Origin of the sequence: Roseovarius sp. B08 (genome assembly GCF_051417955.1) — a bacterium.
GTDB lineage: Bacteria > Pseudomonadota > Alphaproteobacteria > Rhodobacterales > Rhodobacteraceae > Roseovarius.
The window spans coordinates 4,160,390-4,176,655 of record NZ_JBPRLW010000001.1; the positions used below are offsets into that span (position 1 = coordinate 4,160,390).

The 16,266-nt window shown below is 63.4% G+C and carries 14 protein-coding genes and 4 pseudogenes; 7 read left to right on the top strand and 11 right to left on the bottom strand.

Annotated elements, in window-relative coordinates:
- Positions 1-33: 33 nt before the first annotated feature.
- Positions 34-297 (bottom strand): 30S ribosomal protein S20, encoded by a 264-nt coding sequence (gene rpsT, locus ACSQ76_RS21115; RefSeq protein ID WP_306127347.1) that lies wholly within the window; start codon positions 295-297, stop codon positions 34-36.
- Positions 298-526: 229 nt separating this feature from the next.
- On the opposite strand from rpsT, the gene glyA reads away from it, so the two are divergent.
- Positions 527-1,840, top strand: coding sequence for a serine hydroxymethyltransferase (gene glyA / locus ACSQ76_RS21120; protein WP_437158104.1), 1,314 nt, complete (start codon positions 527-529; stop codon positions 1,838-1,840).
- 31 nt (positions 1,841-1,871) lie between these two features.
- On the opposite strand, the gene ACSQ76_RS21125 is transcribed toward glyA, so the two are convergent.
- Together ACSQ76_RS21125 and mutM are read right to left on the bottom strand one after the other, a co-directional pair.
- Positions 1,872-2,648: an enoyl-CoA hydratase gene (locus tag ACSQ76_RS21125; protein WP_437158105.1), complete on the bottom strand. Its 777-nt coding sequence runs from the start codon at positions 2,646-2,648 to the stop codon at positions 1,872-1,874.
- Between the two features lie 65 nt (positions 2,649-2,713).
- Positions 2,714-3,566, bottom strand: a pseudogene (gene mutM / locus ACSQ76_RS21130) (bifunctional DNA-formamidopyrimidine glycosylase/DNA-(apurinic or apyrimidinic site) lyase).
- A 95-nt stretch (positions 3,567-3,661) separates the two neighbouring features.
- Here mutM and ubiE point away from each other — a divergent pair.
- The 4 genes and pseudogenes from ubiE (at position 3,662) to ACSQ76_RS21150 (ending at position 8,869) form a co-directional block, all read left to right on the top strand.
- The gene (ubiE, locus tag ACSQ76_RS21135) at positions 3,662-4,405 is read left to right on the top strand and encodes a bifunctional demethylmenaquinone methyltransferase/2-methoxy-6-polyprenyl-1,4-benzoquinol methylase UbiE (protein WP_437158106.1); all 744 of its coding nucleotides are present in this window, start codon (positions 3,662-3,664) and stop codon (positions 4,403-4,405) included.
- A gap of 3 nt (positions 4,406-4,408) precedes the next feature.
- Positions 4,409-5,941 carry a 2-polyprenylphenol 6-hydroxylase gene (gene ubiB, locus ACSQ76_RS21140; protein ID WP_437158107.1) on the top strand — a complete coding sequence of 511 codons (1,533 nt, stop codon included), beginning with the start codon at positions 4,409-4,411 and terminating at the stop codon, positions 5,939-5,941.
- A 242-nt stretch (positions 5,942-6,183) separates the two neighbouring features.
- Positions 6,184-8,177 (top strand): annotated as a pseudogene (locus tag ACSQ76_RS21145) (YjbH domain-containing protein).
- The gene (locus tag ACSQ76_RS21150) at positions 8,174-8,869 is read left to right on the top strand and encodes a YjbF family lipoprotein (protein ID WP_437158108.1); all 696 of its coding nucleotides are present in this window, start codon (positions 8,174-8,176) and stop codon (positions 8,867-8,869) included. The pseudogene ACSQ76_RS21145 and the gene ACSQ76_RS21150 overlap by 4 nt, the downstream one beginning before the upstream one ends.
- 138 nt (positions 8,870-9,007) lie before the next feature.
- On the opposite strand, the gene ACSQ76_RS21155 is transcribed toward ACSQ76_RS21150, so the two are convergent.
- The 3 genes from ACSQ76_RS21155 to ACSQ76_RS21165 form a co-directional block, all read right to left on the bottom strand.
- Positions 9,008-9,241, bottom strand: a complete 234-nt coding sequence (locus tag ACSQ76_RS21155) for a hypothetical protein (protein WP_306127339.1) — start codon at positions 9,239-9,241, stop codon at positions 9,008-9,010.
- 259 nt (positions 9,242-9,500) lie between these two features.
- A complete protein-coding gene (locus ACSQ76_RS21160) occupies positions 9,501-10,172 on the bottom strand; it encodes a flagellar hook capping FlgD N-terminal domain-containing protein (RefSeq protein WP_437158109.1) in 672 nt (223 codons plus the stop codon).
- A gap of 22 nt (positions 10,173-10,194) precedes the next feature.
- On the bottom strand, positions 10,195-12,078 hold the full coding sequence (locus ACSQ76_RS21165; protein WP_437158110.1) for a flagellar hook-length control protein FliK: 1,884 nt from the start codon (positions 12,076-12,078) through the stop codon (positions 10,195-10,197).
- A 112-nt stretch (positions 12,079-12,190) separates the two neighbouring features.
- Between ACSQ76_RS21165 and ACSQ76_RS21170 the strand changes: the two genes are divergently transcribed.
- Together ACSQ76_RS21170 and ACSQ76_RS21175 are read left to right on the top strand one after the other, a co-directional pair.
- The gene (locus ACSQ76_RS21170; RefSeq protein WP_437158111.1) at positions 12,191-12,490 is read left to right on the top strand and encodes a rod-binding protein; all 300 of its coding nucleotides are present in this window, start codon (positions 12,191-12,193) and stop codon (positions 12,488-12,490) included.
- Complete coding sequence (locus ACSQ76_RS21175) at positions 12,483-12,842, top strand: flagellar protein FlgN (protein WP_437158112.1); 360 nt, start codon at positions 12,483-12,485, stop codon at positions 12,840-12,842. The genes ACSQ76_RS21170 and ACSQ76_RS21175 overlap by 8 nt, the downstream gene beginning before the upstream one ends.
- A gap of 220 nt (positions 12,843-13,062) precedes the next feature.
- On the opposite strand, the pseudogene ACSQ76_RS21180 reads toward ACSQ76_RS21175, so the two are convergent.
- The 5 genes and pseudogenes from ACSQ76_RS21180 to tsaD form a co-directional block, all read right to left on the bottom strand.
- Positions 13,063-13,164: pseudogene (locus ACSQ76_RS21180) on the bottom strand (chemotaxis protein MotB); the annotation flags it as partial.
- 322 nt (positions 13,165-13,486) lie between these two features.
- On the bottom strand, positions 13,487-13,906 hold the full coding sequence (locus ACSQ76_RS21185) for an EVE domain-containing protein (protein WP_437158113.1): 420 nt from the start codon (positions 13,904-13,906) through the stop codon (positions 13,487-13,489).
- A gap of 3 nt (positions 13,907-13,909) precedes the next feature.
- Complete coding sequence (locus ACSQ76_RS21190) at positions 13,910-14,179, bottom strand: YciI family protein (protein WP_306127333.1); 270 nt, start codon at positions 14,177-14,179, stop codon at positions 13,910-13,912.
- Positions 14,180-15,139, bottom strand: coding sequence for an NAD(P)H-dependent glycerol-3-phosphate dehydrogenase (locus tag ACSQ76_RS21195; RefSeq protein WP_437158114.1), 960 nt, complete (start codon positions 15,137-15,139; stop codon positions 14,180-14,182).
- Positions 15,136-16,229: pseudogene (gene tsaD / locus ACSQ76_RS21200) on the bottom strand (tRNA (adenosine(37)-N6)-threonylcarbamoyltransferase complex transferase subunit TsaD). The gene ACSQ76_RS21195 and the pseudogene tsaD overlap by 4 nt, the downstream one beginning before the upstream one ends.
- Positions 16,230-16,266 lie beyond the last annotated feature (37 nt).

The window sequence follows — 16,266 nt, forward strand, 5'->3', positions numbered from 1 at the left end:
GCACCTTTTCCTTCAATAGCTTAGGTTGGCGGATCAGCCCAGCGATTTGACCCGCGAAGACAGTCGCGACATTTTCCGGGAAGCGGTGTTTTTATGAAACACTCCCTTGGAAACGCCGCGCATCAGTTCGGGCTGCGCGGCACGGAGTGCATTTTGTGCGGCTTCCTTGTCACCGGACGCGATGGCTTCCTCGACTTTGCGCAGGAAGGTGCGAATCCGCGAGCGGCGCGCTTTGTTGACATCGAGGCGGCGGGCGTTCTGGCGCGCGCGCTTCTTGGACTGGAGAGTATTGGCCATGCTGTGAACCTTTTCGGGTCTGTCGTTACGTTTCAGATCTGCACGCGGACGAGCCCGTTCCGGCAGGCCAGGGGCCGGAATGATTCTGGCCAGAGCGGGCCGCACGCGCATGTATGGCGCAGGCGTATAGCGGCAAATGCCGCAAAAGCAAAGCGGGAATCGATGAAAACCGCTTTCGCCCGCGCTGTGCGCCCGGCATGATCCGACCGACGTAACCGGAGAGACCAATATGACCCTTGCCCACCGGAACTGGGTGCCAGCGAAATGCGAGACGCTGGTTCAGACCATCGCGACCCGGACAGGCTCGGAAACCAGCGCTGCGATTGCCACCCGGATCGAGGCGCTGGCCGCGCAGAACCGCGAAATACACGAGCGCGAATGCTTCAACCTGAACCCGGCGACGAATGTCATGAACCCGCGGGCCGAGGCGCTGCTGGCGTCGGGCATCGGTTCGCGCCCGTCGCTGGGCTATCCGGGCGACAAGTATGAGATGGGGTTGGAGGCCATCGAGGAGATCGAAGTCATCGCAGCCGAGCTGGTCGCCGAAGTCTTTCAGGCGAAGTTTGCCGAGATCCGCGTGCCGTCTGGGGCGTTGGCGAACCTATATGCGTTCATGTCCACCTGCAGGCCGGGAGATACGATCATCGCCCCACCGGCCACCATCGGCGGGCATGTCACCCACCATGCCGATGGATGTGCCGGCCTGTTCGGCCTGCGCACCGTACCGGCGCCGGTCAATGCGGATGGATACACGATTGATCTGGACGCGTTGCGCGACATTGCACAACAGCACAAACCCGCGCTGATCACCGTGGGCGGGTCGCTGAACCTGTTCGAACATCCGGTGGCCGATGTGCGTGCCATCGCCGACAGCGTGGGCGCGAAGGTCATGTTCGACGCCGCGCATCAATGCGGGATCATTGCCGGTCGAGCATGGAAGAATCCCCTTTCCGAAGGGGCGCATCTGATGACGATGAGCACCTACAAGAGCCTTGGTGGCCCGGCGGGCGGTGTGATCGTGACCAACGAGGCGGAGTTGGCCGAACGGCTGGACGCCATCGCATTCCCCGGCATGACCGCGAATTTCGACGCCTCCAAGTCAGCGGCGCTGGCGGTGTCGATGCTGGACTGGCGCGAACACGGGCAGGCCTACGCGCAGGCCATGATCGACCTGTCCAAGGCTCTGGCGGAGGCATTGGCGACACACGGCATTCCGGTGTTCGAGACGCCGCAGGGATACACCGGTTCGCATCAGTTCGCGGTCGAGGCGGCACGGTACGGCGGCGGTCAAGCGGCGTCCAAGACCTTGCGCAAGGCCGGGTTCCTGGCCTGCGGGATCGGCCTGCCCATCGCGGAGGTGCCGGGCGATATGAACGGTCTGCGCATCGGCACGCCGGAACTGGTGCGCTGGGGCGTCACGCCAGGGGACGCGCCGGCACTTGCGGCGTTGATACACAAAGGCCTGACCGGAGACGCGGAGGCCGTCGCATCGCGGACTCAAGCGTTACGCAAGCGGTTCGACACCTTGCATTTCGTGATCTGAAACGGGGCCGGGGGCAGGATGCCCCTCGGCTCTACTTGTCGCGAAACTGCGCTTCGCGTTTCTCGGCGAAGGCCGCCATGCCTTCCTTCTGGTCCTCGGTCGCGAAGAGGGAGTGGAAGACGCGGCGCTCGAACAAGAGCCCCTCGGCCAGCGGCACCTCGTAGGAACGGTTGACCGCTTCCTTGACCGCCATGACGGTGATCATGGACTTCTCGGCAATCTTGCCGGCGGCGGCCATGGCCTCTTCCATCAGTTTCTTTGCGGGAACGACGCGGCTGACGAGACCCGAGCGGTCGGCCTCTTCGGCGTCCATGAACCGGCCCGTCAGGTTCATGTCCATGGATTTCGATTTACCGATGAACCGGGTCAGGCGCTGGCTGCCGCCCATCCCGGCCATGACGCCGAGGTTGATCTCGGGCTGGCCGAACTTGGCGTTGTCGGCGGCGATGATGAAATCGCACATCATCGCAAGCTCGCACCCGCCGCCCAGCGCATACCCCGACACGGCGGCGATGATCGGTTTGCGGATGCGCACGATGGCGTCCGCCTCGGAGCCGAACAGGTTGCCCGAGAACACGTCGACAAAGGATTTCTCGGCCATCATCTTGATGTCCGCACCGGCGGCGAAAGCCTTTTCCGAGCCGGTGATCACGATGCAGCGCACCTTGTCGTTGCCCTCGGCATCCTGCAACGCATCGACAAGCTCGCCCAGCAACTGGTCGTTGAGGGCATTGAGGGCATCGGGGCGGTTGAGGGTAATCTTGGCGACGTGGTCTTCTACTTCGACGATGATCGTCTCATAGGCCATGAAATCTGCTTTCGCTTGTTTCTGTCAGAGTTGAGTCATTACCATTTGAGGCAGTCGGATCAAGGTTATCTTTGGCAAGTCGCGCAATAGAAGCTGGAACGGCCCGATTGCACCACACGGCGCACATTTCCCTGGCAACCGGTGCGGCGGCAGGGGGCGCCCTCGCGGTCGTAGACGTCAAAGCTGTGCTGAAAATATCCAAGCTCTCCATCGGCTTGGCGGAAATCGCGCAAGGAGGATCCGCCGGCGAGAATCGCGTCGTTCAGCACGGCACGGATGATCGGCACCAGGGCCGCGGCCCGCCTGGCCGCGATGCGACCGGCGCGGCGCAGGGGCGATATACCGGCCCGGAAAAGCGCCTCGCAGACGTAGATATTGCCCAACCCCGCGACGATTCGCTGATCCAGCAGGGCCGACTTGACCGGCGTGTTCTTTCCCGCCAGCGCGGCGACCAGGTAGGGTTCGTCGAACTGGTTGCCTAGGGGGTTCGGGGCCCAGCTTGGCCAGCAGGGGATGCGCCTCGGCGTTGGCAGTGGCCATCAGGTCCATCGCGCCGAAGCGGCGCGGATCGTTGAAGGTGATGCGGGCGCCATTGGCCATGTCGAGCACCACGTGGTCATGTTTCTCCGTCGCGGGATGGTCGTGCACGAACTGCCCCAGCGGATCGCCCGAGATCAGGATGCGGCCGGACATGCCGAGGTGGATCAGAAGCGTCTCGCCCGACGACAAATCGGCAAGGATGTATTTCGACCGCCGCCGCAGGCCCAGGACACGCTGTCCGGTGAGCCGGTCGGCCATGCCCGGAGGGAAAGGCCAGCGCAGGTCGGGGCGGTTGACCTGTGCCGACGCGATCACGGCGCCGGTCATCGCGGGCTCCAGCCCGCGGCGCACTGTCTCGACCTCTGGCAATTCCGGCATTCCGCCCCCTCTGCGACCAAACGGGCGCATTGTAACCCGCCCCCGGCGACCTATAAGAAGGACTTGAGGATCAAACGGCAAGGCCGCGGGGATAAATGACCGGGAAAACAACGCATTTCGGATATGAGGACATCCCCGAGGAGGAGAAGGCGGGCCGCGTGCGCGGCGTGTTCGGCTCGGTCGCGTCGAAATACGACGTGATGAACGACGCGATGTCCTTTGGCATCCACCGCATCTGGAAGGACGCGATGATGGACTGGCTGGCGCCGCGCGCGGGCCAGCGCCTGCTGGACGTGGCGGGCGGCACCGGCGACATCGCCTTTCGGTTCCTGAAACGCGCCGGCTCGGGCCACGCCACCGTTCTGGACCTGACCGAGCCGATGCTGGTGGAGGGCCGCAAGCGGGCCGAGGCGGAACAGATGGCCGCAAGTCTGGACTGGGTGGTGGGCGACGCGATGGCGCTGCCCTTTGCCGACAACAGTTTCGACGTCTACACGATCAGCTTCGGCATCCGGAACGTGACGCGCCCCCAGGAGGCCCTGAACGAGGCCTTTCGCGTGCTGAAACCCGGCGGGCGGTTGATGGTGCTGGAGTTCAGCCAGATCCCCAATTACCTGATGCAGAAGGTCTATGACCTCTATTCCTTCAACATCATTCCCCAGATGGGACAGGTGATTGCCGGGGATCGCGACAGCTATCAGTATCTTGTGGAATCGATCCGCAAGTTCCCGGACCAGGAAACGTTCCTGGGCATGGTGCGCCAGGCCGGGTTCGAGCAGGCCAAGTACCGCAACCTCAGCATGGGAATCGCCTGTCTGCATTCCGGCTGGAAGATCTGAGCCATGCGCGGGCCGCACAACCTCCTGCGCCTGATCCGCACGGGCGCCACGCTGGAACGCACCGGCGCCATGGGTCTGATCATGGATGCGATGGACGCGCCGCCGCTGGTGCGCGGGACCATGCGGTTCCTAGCCTGGCCGTTCCAATGGCTGGGCTACAAGGGCGACACCAGCATGCCGCCGGCCCTGCGTGCGCTGACGGCGCTGGGACCGGCCTATATCAAGTTCGGGCAGGTCTTTTCGACCCGGCCCGACATCGTGGGCGATGCGCTGGCGCAGGAACTGCGAGTGTTGCAGGACAAGCTGCCGCCCTTCGATGCGGAGGTCGCCAAGGCCAGTGTCGCCAGCTCGATGGGCCAGCCGGTCGACGCCGTTTTCTCGGAGTTCAGCGACCCGATTGCCGCCGCCTCGATCGCGCAGGTGCACAAGGCACGGCTGCGCGAGACGGGGCAGGACGTGGCGGTCAAGGTGCTGCGGCCCGGTATCGAGCGGGCTTTCCGCAAGGACATCGACGCCTTCTATTTCGCGGCGCGCATGATCGAGGTGCTGTCCCCGTCCGCCCGCCGCCTGAAACCGCGCGACGTGATCGCCCATTTCGAGGGCGTGGTCATCGGAGAGTTGGACCTTCGCCTCGAAGCCGCCTCGGCCAGCGAGTTCACCGCAAACACCGCAGAGGACAAGGGCTTCAGCCTTCCGGCCGTGAACTGGGACATGTCCGGTCGGCGCGTGATGGTGATGGAATGGGCCGACGGGGCACCGATGGGCGACAACGCCGCGATCGATGCCGCGGGCCATGACCGCGCGGAGCTTGCCGAGCGCGTGCTGCAGCTGTTCCTGAAGCACGCCCTGCGCGACGGGTTCTTCCACGCCGACATGCACCAGGGCAACCTGAAGGTTGCGCCGAACGGCGATATCGTCGCCTTTGATTTCGGGATCATGGGGCATATCGACGAATACACCCGCCGGGTCTATGCCGAGATCCTGTATGGCTTTATTCGGCGCGATTACCAACGCGTCGCCGAGGTGCATTTCGAAGCGGGCTATGTGCCCCCCGACCGCGACGTGGACGAGTTCGCCCGTGCCCTGAGGGCCGTGGGCGAACCGATTTTCGGCATGGACGCCTCGAAGATCTCGATGGGCGGGCTGTTGAGCTATCTCTTTGAGGTGACAGAGAGATTCGGGATGGAAACCCGCACCGAACTTATCCTTCTGCAGCGCACGATGGTGGTCGTCGAAGGTGTCGCCCGAAGCCTGAACCCGCAGACCAATATCTGGCAGGTCGCCAAGCCCGTGGTCGAGGATTACATCCGCAAGAACATCGGCCCCGGCGCCGCACTGCGCGATCTGCGCCGTACGCTGATGGTCCTGTCGCGGTACGGTCCGCGCCTGCCGAAGATCGTCGAAAGCGCGTTGATCCGCCAATCCTCGCCCGAACCGGAACCGACGCGCGGCCTGCGCTGGAAATCCGTGCTATGGCTTGTGCTGGGCATCACGCTGGGTGCCATGACGACCTTGCTGGCATCGGTATTTCTCTGAAGACGTGGTATTGATGTGACTCCTGCCGTCTATCGAAAGTCACGACGCGTCAGGCGGTGTCGGAATCGCGTGGCGTTGGCTAACGTCGACGGGACGTCAATGGAGGGAAACCCGCAGTGATCCGCAAATCGACACGCGTTTTGGTCACGTTCGGGATGCTCGGCCTTCCGGCCTTGGCAATTGCCGACGATCTTACGACGCTGACGACCAACAACTATGGTACGCCCGGCGGCCTGATCGACATGCCCACGGCGGAAACGGCGCCGGATGGCGAGCTGAGCACCAACATCACCTATTTCGACGGGTTCTTCCGCACGACGCTGAGTTTCCAGATCACCGACCGGCTGTCAGGTAGCTTTCGTTATGCCGGAACGGAAGATATCACCCCGGCCTTCTCGACCTATTACGACCGCAGTTTCGACCTTCGGTTCCGCCTGTTCGACGAGACCGATTTCACCCCCGCGGTTTCGGTCGGTTTGCAGGATTTCGTCGGGACCGGCCTTTTGTCCGGCGAATATATCGTCGCCACGAAGTCGATCGGCGACCGCCTGCGCGTGACCGGCGGTCTGGGCTTCGGGCGATTCGGCAGCTATGCCAGTGACGGCAGCTTCGGGACACGCACCCCGTTCAGCTTTGCCCAAGGCGGCACTGGCGGACAGTTCAATATCGACGACTGGTTCCAGGGCGATTACGCCTTTTTGGCGGGGCCAGCTATCAGGCGACCGACAAGCTTTTGCTGAGCGCCGAGTATTCTTCCGACAACTACGACACCGCGCAATCCGCCGGCATTCTGAAACGGTCGATCCCGTGGAACTTTGCCGTGACGTACCAGCTAAATCGGAACACATCGCTGCGGGCCTTCGCTCTGCATGGCGAAGAATTTGGCGCGGCGCTGACCTTCAACCTCAATCCGAAGAACCCGTCGGTCAAGGGCGGGGCCGAGTTGGCGCCGCTGCCCGTCGCGGTGCGCGGTCCGCGTAGCGCCGAAGACCTGGGCTGGACCACGCAACCGGGCCGGGAAGAGGCGATTACCGCGTCCCTGGATCGCAGTCTTCAGCAATCCGAGCTCGACCTTGAGGGGCTGACCCTGAACGGACGCTCGGCGCATGTGCGGATCCGCAACGCAAAGTATGACGCCACCTCCCAGGCATTGGGCCGGACCCTGCGGAGCATGAGCCGCGAACTGCCGCCCTCGGTCGAGATGCTGCATGTGACGCTGATCGAGAACGGCATCCCGGCGAGCACAATCTCGTTCAGCCGCACCGACCTGGAGCGCCTGGAGCACCGGCCGGCACGCGAGGCGCTTGCCGCCGCGCGCTTTACCGACACGCTGCGCTTTGGCGATTATCCCGATCCGTTCCCGGAGACCTATCCGCGGTTCGAATGGACGATCGGCCCCTACCTGCGCACCTCGCTGTTCGATCCCGGCAACCCGCTGCGCGGCGATGTCGGCATTCGCGCCAAGGCCAAGTATCACCTTGGATCCGGGTGGGTCGTTGCCGGCTCTCTCGGCCAGAAGGTGATCGGCAATCTCGACGAGGCCGTCCGACCCAACAACTCGCAGCTGCCGCATGTGCGCTCGGACGTGGCCCGCTACAACAGAACCGACGAACCCTTCCTCGAAAATCTCACCGTGGCAAAATACGGGCGCCTCTGGCCCGATTTCTACAGCCGTGTCACGGCAGGATATCTGGAACGCATGTATGCGGGCGTCTCCGGCGAGGTCCTGTGGAAGCCGGTGGACAGCCGTTTCGCGCTTGGCGCCGAGATCAACTACACGCATCCGCGCGACTTCGACCAACAGTTCGGCCTGCGTTCCCGGGTGACGCCGGGCGGCACGATTCCGGAGTTCAATGGTCACGTGTCGGCCTATTACGATTTCGGGAACGGCTTTCACGGCCAGATCGACGCGGGGCGTTATCTGGCCGGCGACTGGGGCGGCACGATCACGATCGACCGTGAATTCGCCAACGGCTGGAAGGTCGGCGCGTTCGCCACCTTCACCGACGTGTCCGCCAGCCAGTTCGGCGAGGGCTCCTTTGACAAGGGCATCCGGTTTACCGTGCCGTTTTCCTGGCTGGTGGGCGAGCCGACCAGGCAAAAGGCGAGCGGCGTCCTGCGCCCGCTCACCCGTGACGGCGGTCAGCGGCTGGAAGTCGACGGGCGCCTTTACGAAACCGTACGCGGATCACACCGGCCGGAAGTTGCCAAGAGCTGGGGGAAATACTGGAGATGAGGCCGAGCAAGACGCTTTTATTCGCGGTCGGGGTTCTGGCTGCGCTGTCTTTGACAGGCTGCACGAACACCAGGCAGGGCGTTTCGCTTCTGACCGTCGGCAAGACCCTGATCGATTCCCGCCGCAACCAGAACCAGCCCAGACAACAGATCGCCGACAGCGTGGTCCAGCGGGAGGTGCAGCGCGCGTTGCAGTCCGGCGACGGCCCGTTTGCGCTGATGCGGATCGAGGAAACCGGCAGCGTCGCCGTCCTCCGTGTGATCGAAACCAATGGCCCCTACAACACCTGGGCGGCTTGGGGAACGTCCGAAAGGCGCAGCGTGTCCACACGCGGCGGCGTGATCACCTCGACCCGCGGACTGGGCGCCGACCTTATGTCGTCCAGCGTAAATGGTTTGCTGGGAATGCTGTCGCGGCGTGAAGACGGGATCGAACGACAGGTACTGCGGCATCTGGACGGCGAAAACCAGGTCGAGGAAACCGAAGCCTATTGCGCCTTTACCCCGGATGGGCGCCAGACCTACGAAGGCGGCGCGCTCCGGCTTCAGGTGACGCGCGTCGACGTTTTTTGCAAGACCGACACCGGTACGTTCGACAATTACTATCTGGTGAGCGACGGCGGACGGATCGTCGAAGCGCGCACCTGGCTTGGCGAGGGCCTGGGGTACTTCACGCTGAGCCATCTGCGCTGAGCGCGGCACTTCGAACTCTTCGGCGCGGGCACTGGCGGCAGTCAGTTGCTTTCTCTGCAGCCGCCTTCCAGTTTCGCCTTGTTCCAAAGAAAAGCGGGCCCCGAAAGGCCCGCCAGTCTAATCGAATATTTGATCGGATCAGTTGCGCACGAGGCTCGTCGTGGTGGAAGAGCCATCTGCCAGCGCCACGATCAGGCCAGCAGCGACGACGCCGACGACAACGTAGGTGACGCCGCCGATGGACAGCAGCGAGCCTTGCGCTTGCGTCGAAACGAAAGGATCGTTGGTCGCGGGGGCGTTCTGGGCGACGGCCGGCGCAACCGAAGCTGCAACGACAGCGCTTGCTGCGATGAGTGTCGTAAGTTTCTTCATGACAGTCTCCAAGTCATAAGGTTGCACGATGCCGAAGCACCTTGTTCACGTGGCTTATCCCATAAAGTTGAACAAAATAAAACCCAATCTGAGCAGATGGCGAAGAATCCGGCGTTTATTATTTTGCTGTGGCCATTACGCCGAATCTTTCACCAGAAGCCTTCCAAGTCGCCTGAGGCAGGGCTGTTCGCGACGCTCGCGCGGCGTTCGAACGAAAGGCGCATTTCGACTTTATGCCTCAAGCCCGAGTTGAAACGCTTTATCGAGGCAACCGGAGCCCAAGCACGGCCGATGCCGCCACCTCCTGACCGCTTTCCATGACCAGCAGGGTTTGGCCTGCCTCCGTCCTTGCCTCGATGATTCTGCCGTGAACCTGGGCGGGCGTCGATGCCACGATCTCGTCGCCGGAATAGGACTCGACGCTGATGTCGTAGGTTCCGGACGGCAGCAGTGTTCCGTCAGGGTCACTGCCCAGCCAGGCAATCTCTTCGCGGTCGCCTGAAACGGCAAGGCGCTGAACTTCGTTGCCGCTGCTGTCCCGCACGATCAGTTCGTGCCGGTCGGCGAGACCGTCGCCGGAGATGGTCAGGGGCACCGGAGCGCCGTCGAACATGACGGGCGCGATCGCGCGACCTTCCATGCCGATCCAGCCGGACATTTGCGACACGCCCAACAGGCTCATCTGTGCGCCCAGGGCCGACAACAAATCGTTGGTCTTGACCTGCTGTTCGACCCCGGAGAACGTGGCCAGCTGTGTGGCGAATTCCGTCGACTCGATCGGGTTGAGCGGATCCTGGTTTTCCATCTGCACGGTCAGCATTCGGATGAATGTCTCGAAATCCGAGCTCAGGACGGATGAACCGCCCGCCGAAGACGCGGCGCCACGTGCGGCGGTTCCACCGGCGGTCGCGGAAAGAGTGGAGAAATCCATAAAGTTGTCCTTTTCGGGCTGATCAGAGACGAATGTCGACACGGTCAAGCGCGATCCGCGTCGACGGCGGGCTGGGTGTCGCGCCCATCGGCGCATCGCTTTCGGACACGGTCACGTCAGGACGATACGTCTCGCGGCCGTCATCGCCGCCCTGATCCGTCTGTGCGTCACCGCCCTGACCGAACGAGAATTCCGCCGCGCCATAGCCGATTTCGTGGAATTCCTGGGCAAGGCTATCGCTGTGTCTGCGCAACAGGTCGAGGGTTTCCGGCCTTTCGGCCAGCACGGTCACGATGACACCGGTTTCGCTGGTGTGCAGGCTGATACGGACACGCCCGAGCTCGGCCGGATTCAACATGATTTCGGCGCTCTTGTCGACGGCGCCGCGAAACCCGTTCGCCAGCTGCTCCGCCACGTGGCGTGGCAAATCCGGCGTCAGCGATGTCAGGGACGCAGCCGGGCGCACCGGTGCGCTGGTCTCGACCTGACTGGCAAAGCCACCGGCCGCAGTAAAGCGGCCGACTTCGGCCTCGATGCTCCGCACCCACTCCTCGCCGACACGGCTTGCGCCGGATATGTGGGCCAATGTCGCCATTCCGTGCGTTGCGGGCCCGGTGGCCGGGCCTGGCGCCTCGGACCGCGACAGCGAAGGAGAGGCAGGAACATGGATCATTGGCCGTTCGGCGGGTGCCCGAGACCTCGCTTCAGGATGCGGCACGTCAGGCCGCGACAGATCTTGTTGTCCGGAGGTTTGAACGATCGCGCGGGCTGTGTCCTCGCCTGCCTTCGTTGTTGTCATCTTGGGCTGGCGGGCCGGGGAAGGGTCCGAGATCACGCGCGCCGTAGAAGCCATGGCGGTCGGAGGGTTCTCAAGGGCAGGTTGGTTTGCGGAACCGTGCGGACCGGACGCAAGTATAGCAGGCGGGATATCCTGCGTCGAAACCGGGGCCGATCTGCGATCACCGGCGCGGGGCTGTCCTTGCGGCTGCGCGGCAGGGTTCGATCTGAAAACAAATCGCACCCCGGCAGGCAGGTCGCCGGTTTGATCGACGCGGGTTTCGCCTGTGACTGTTTGCGTGGGATTCATCACCTTGCTGTCCGACCTGGTGATGGTATCCAGCGCCTCCGGCGCGGTGCGGCCTGCGCGACCGGGGTCGCCTTGCGGCAGGGCGGCAGATGCAAGGAGTTCTTCGGCCAATGGCGGCACGCGCCCGGTTGCCGGGGGCGCCGCGGCGGATCTTTCTACCGATGCCACCGCCGGACGCGGCTGGGCTTGCGGTGCCTCCTCAGACCTGCCCGCACCCTGTGCGATCGCACGTTCGGCGGTTCCGTCCTGAACCGTTTGCGGAGGTCGGAGTGTCGCCGGCGTCTCGGACGCGGGCAGGGTCAGACGCTTGACGTCACCGCTGGCCGCTGCGTCTTTTACCCGTGTCGCCGCCACATCGACTGACACGTCAGGTTTCCGGCTCACGTCGTTTTCCGTTCTCTTCAACAACGAGGGGCCGTCGGGACGCTGATCCTCCTGCACGCCACCCCCTCGGAGTATCCGATCCTGTTCAGCGATTTCGGACTCGTGAGGTTCTGCCAGAACGACAAGACTTTCCGAAACATCAGTTGGATCGTCGTCCGCGACCTCGCCAGCGGTCTCAGGCGCCACCGTTGCGCCGCTTTCGGCCCCATCCCCGGGCATTTCCGCATCTTCCAACGGACGCTCGACCTCGGGCTCCACGGCCGCTGAATCGGTCGTCGAAGCCTGCCGCGACCGGGCCTCCGCGAAAACGGTCGCAAAGCTCGGCCGGGTCGGATTGCCATCGGCTTTGTCGCCTGTGGCCGCAGCTTCGGTTTTCACGGCCATGCGCCTGCCGGTTGGTGGCGTGGCAAATTCGCTTGTGAACATGTGCTGCATTCCAGAGCTCCGGGATTCTTCCTCGCTCATCGAACTTCGCAGACGGTGATTACCAGTTCTTTACCGCTTTGCTGTCAGATACCGGAAAGTTCGCAGCATTAGAGGGATTCTGGTGACCGATCATTTACCCATCAAACCGGTGGCAGGCTCGATGCCTGCGCCACGCATGTTGACGCAGACCTCTCCGGAGGCGGCGCGCAGGGCCGCCGAGACGCTCGAGGCGACCTTCCTTGCCGAGATGCTAAAGGCCGCCGGTTTCGGCAAGCAGGTGAACACCTTTTCCGGTGGCGAGGGAGAGGACCAGTTCGCGTCGTTCCATCGCCAGGCAATCGCGGACAAGATCGCGGCAGCCGGCGGTATCGGCCTTGCCGAGCATTTCCTGAGATCAATGATGGAGAAGACAAATGAGTGACTCCCCCGCGCAAGCGGTGGTCGATGAACTGGATGCCCTTCTGGACTCCGAACGCAAGGCCGTGCTGAACGGCAAGCTCGACGAGATGTCGCGCCTGACGGAGCGCAAGGAAGCACTGATCGATCAGCTGAGCCAGTTCGATGCGGCGGATGCCGCCATGATATCGGAAATCCAGGACAAGCTGTCGCGCAACCAGCTTTTGCTCGATGGCGCCCTGCAGGGCATCCGGCAGGCCTCTGCGCGGCTGTCCGCCGTCAGAAAGGTCCGTCGCTCGCTGGAGACTTACGGCGAAGATGGGCGCAAGAGAACGATCGACGCCCAGATCACGCGGCAACTGGAAAAACGGGCGTGAGCCTTCCAACGCGGTCGACGCGCATTTGTTTTAAATGCCGGTCATACGGGCCGTCGAATTTAGGATTCTCTTAGCACTTTCCCGGCATTTCTCGGCCTGCGTCCCAGGGCGGATGGCGCGATGCCGAGACCGTGCATCGCAAACGTCAGAACGACTTTTGAAACCACCGCCAAGGGCGGTGAACGTGTATCGGCGCAAAAGCGCCGCAGAAAAAGGACTATGCTATTGCGACCTTCCAGGCGCCGCCATGGTGCCCGTCGCCGCCCGTGACCTTTTTCCGTTTAATGATGACTGGCGCGGCATTGTCACCAGACGCACTCATCTCACCACCTATTCACTCACCCGAAACAATCGTTAGCAGACGGCGTCTTACTCGACCGTTAACAGATCAACTTGTCCGCTTAATCGACCGGGCCGCGCCCGGCCGGAACCCTAGGCATTCGAGTAAAATGCAGGGCACTCTGTTTTTGTCAAACGCGGACGGAAATGCTAGAAGCAACCTTGTCGCGCCAGTATGGCCGAAACCAATTCCAGAGACACGTGTGGTGCGTAGGGAGCACGTGGGGCAACGGAGGGTATCGGTCGATACGCGCAGGTACCCTCCGTCCGAATTTTAATGAGATTCTGGCCGAACGCGGCGCTGCCTACGGCGTCAGACCCGCCATCTCACAGACAATTTTCCATTCATCCTCGGCGACCGGCTGTACGGACAAACGCGAATTGCGCACCAGCACCATTTCCCCCAGACGCGGATCCTCCTTGATCATGTCCAGCGTGACGGGCGCCTTGGCGGCCTCGAGCGCCTTGATATCCACGCACTCCCAACGGTCGTCATCGGTCGTGCTGTCGGGATGGGCCTCGGCGATCACTTCGACGGTGCCGACCACCGCCTTTTCCGTCTGGCTGTGATAGAAAAAACCGCGGTCGCCCACCGCCATCTCGCGCATGAAATTGCGCGCCTGGTAGTTCCGCACGCCGTCCCATTCCTCGCCCGCTTCACCCTTGCCAACCTGCTGGTCCCAGCTCCATGTCGACGGCTCGGATTTGAACAGCCAATAGCGCATCGCTCAGATCACCTTGTTCCAGGGGATAAGCTCGACACTCTCAAACAGGTCGGCCGCCTTGTAGGGGTCGTTCGCCGCCCAGGCCTCGGCCTGTGCCATGTCCTCGACCTCCAGCACCACGAGCGAGCCGATCATCCCGCCATCAGCATCCAGCAGCGGACCCGCCTGGCTTACGACGCCACTGTCCTTCAGGTAGGCCACGTGCTTGTCGCGGTTATCCAGACGGGTTTGCAGGGCGCCGGGTTTGTCCCGGGCAATCAGGGCAATCAGCATTCATTCTTCCTTCAATGGCCGTTGCAGCAGCATATCCATCGCGTCGCGCACGTTCAATTCGCCACGCACCAGTCCTGTCACGACGCGTGTGATCGGCAGGTCCAGCCCGGCCTGGCGCGCCATCTCCTCCAGCGCCTGCGCGGTTGCCGCACCTTCGACCGTCACGCCCTTGTCGAAGTTCTCGCCCGCGCCGATACTCTCGCCAAAGCGATAGTTGCGCGATTGCGCCGACGTGCAGGTCAGCACCAGATCACCAAAGCCGGAGAGGCCGGCCAGCGTCTCTGCCCTGGCGCCATGCGTTTGTGCAACCTTCACAAGTTCGGCGAACCCGCGCGTCAGCAGCGCGGCGCGCGCGCTTTCGCCCAGCCCGGCCCCGATGGCCGCGCCACAGGCGATGGCGATCACGTTCTTCAGCGCGCCACCAAGTTCCGCGCCGGTCACATCCGTGGTGCGATAGAGCCTGATATTGGGCGTTGTCAGCCGTTTTTGCAGGTATCCGCCCATGGCGTCATCCGCGCAGGCCAGGGTCAGCGCGGTGGGCAGGCCCTTTGCGATGTCCTGCGCAAAGGACGGGCCGGTCAGCATCGCCGTAGCGGCCTTCGGCACGTGCTCGGCGATCACCTGCGTCGGCCTCAGCCCTGTGCCGCGCTCCATGCCCTTGCAACAGGCCACCACGGGCTTGCCAGCCAGTTGCGGCCCAGCGGTTTCAAGAAATGCACGCAGCTTTTGCGCCGGAACAGAGACCAGAACGATGTCCGCGTCCGAAACGTCGTCGAGATCCGCAGAAATGGTGATGGCCGTCGGCAAGGTGATTCCGGGCAACCGTCGCGCATTCTCTCGCGTGGCCTGCATCTCTTGGACGTGCTGCGCATCCCGTGCCCAAAGAACAACCGGGCCGTTGCGTGCCAGCGATGCTGCCAGAGCGGTGCCGAACGCACCGGCGCCGATCACCGCGATCATGCCTTGGCCCCTTTCTTTCCGCCACCCAGAAGGGCGGGACTGTGTTGATCCAGTGGCCAGCGCGGCCGCGCCGCCAGCGTCATGTCGTCAATGCGTCCGGAACGGAAGAGTTCCCCGCCCGCATAGGCGATCATCGCGGCATTGTCGGTGCATAGAGCAAGGGGAGGCGCGACGAACCGCACGCCGAATTCGCCTGAAACAGTCTCTAATCCGGCCCTGATCTCGGCATTAGCAGCCACCCCCCGGCAACCGCCAGGGCGGGGGGCGCCGGCAGTTCCAAAGCCGCTTCGGTCAGAGCACGGCGCGTCTTTTCTTGCAAGACGTTCGCCACCGCCCGCTGAAAACCGGCGCACAGATCGGCTCGGTCCTGCCGCGTCAGTCCGCCCTTTTCCGCAACCACCGTGTCGCGGGCCCGCAACAATGCGGTTTTCAGACCCGAGAACGACATGTCACATCCCGGTCGATCCAGCAGGGGCCTAGGAAATCGAAACCGCGCCGCGTCGCCATCGCGTGCCGCGCGCTCGATGGCCGGACCGCCGGGCTGGCCAAGGCCCAGAAGGCGGGCGGACTTGTCGAACGCTTCGCCCGGCGCATCGTCGATCGTACCGCCCAGGCGCGTGAAGTCGTCGCAGCCTTTGACCAGAAGAAACTGACAGTGCCCGCCGGACACCAGGAGCATGACATAGGGATAAGGCAACCCATCGGTCAGACGCGGAGTCAGCGCGTGCCCGGCAAGATGGTTGACCCCGACCAGCGGAATCCCCCGCGCCGCGGCGATCGCCTTGGCCGTCGTCACCCCGCACAGCACGCCACCGATCAAACCGGGGCCTGCCGTCGCGGCCACCAGCGTCACGTCTGCCAGAGACATTTTCGCCTGAAACAGAGCCTGTCTTACCGCGATATCCAACTTTTCGGCATGGGCGCGGGCGGCGATCTCGGGGACGATGCCGCCGAAGGCATCATGCAGCGCGTCCTGCCCCAGCACGACCGACGACAGGATCTCGGCGCCTCGTGCAGTGACGGACACAAGCGCGGCGGCCGTGTCATCACAGCTGCTTTCCAATCCAAGGATCACCAGGTTGTCGGTCATCTCACGCCCGTTGCGCCACGCCTTCGTGGCAGGTAAC

Bases quoted from the DNA above. Each gene is read 5' to 3' on its own strand.
- ACSQ76_RS21185 (WP_437158113.1), bottom strand. From the start codon at position 13,906: ATGCGCTATTGGCTGTTCAAATCCGAGCCGTCGACATGGAGCTGGGAC.
- ubiB (WP_437158107.1), top strand. From the start codon at position 4,409: ATGCGCGGGCCGCACAACCTCCTGCGCCTGATCCGCACGGGCGCCACG.
- ubiE (WP_437158106.1), top strand. From the start codon at position 3,662: ATGACCGGGAAAACAACGCATTTCGGATATGAGGACATCCCCGAGGAG.
- ACSQ76_RS21125 (WP_437158105.1), bottom strand. From the start codon at position 2,648: ATGGCCTATGAGACGATCATCGTCGAAGTAGAAGACCACGTCGCCAAG.
- ACSQ76_RS21160 (WP_437158109.1), bottom strand. From the start codon at position 10,172: ATGGATTTCTCCACTCTTTCCGCGACCGCCGGTGGAACCGCCGCACGT.
- ACSQ76_RS21155 (WP_306127339.1), bottom strand. From the start codon at position 9,241: ATGAAGAAACTTACGACACTCATCGCAGCAAGCGCTGTCGTTGCAGCT.
- ACSQ76_RS21195 (WP_437158114.1), bottom strand. From the start codon at position 15,139: ATGATCGCGGTGATCGGCGCCGGTGCGTTCGGCACCGCTCTGGCAGCA.
- ACSQ76_RS21150 (WP_437158108.1), top strand. From the start codon at position 8,174: ATGAGGCCGAGCAAGACGCTTTTATTCGCGGTCGGGGTTCTGGCTGCG.
- ACSQ76_RS21175 (WP_437158112.1), top strand. From the start codon at position 12,483: ATGAGTGACTCCCCCGCGCAAGCGGTGGTCGATGAACTGGATGCCCTT.
- ACSQ76_RS21190 (WP_306127333.1), bottom strand. From the start codon at position 14,179: ATGCTGATTGCCCTGATTGCCCGGGACAAACCCGGCGCCCTGCAAACC.
- glyA (WP_437158104.1), top strand. From the start codon at position 527: ATGACCCTTGCCCACCGGAACTGGGTGCCAGCGAAATGCGAGACGCTG.
- ACSQ76_RS21165 (WP_437158110.1), bottom strand. From the start codon at position 12,078: ATGCAGCACATGTTCACAAGCGAATTTGCCACGCCACCAACCGGCAGG.
- rpsT (WP_306127347.1), bottom strand. From the start codon at position 297: ATGGCCAATACTCTCCAGTCCAAGAAGCGCGCGCGCCAGAACGCCCGC.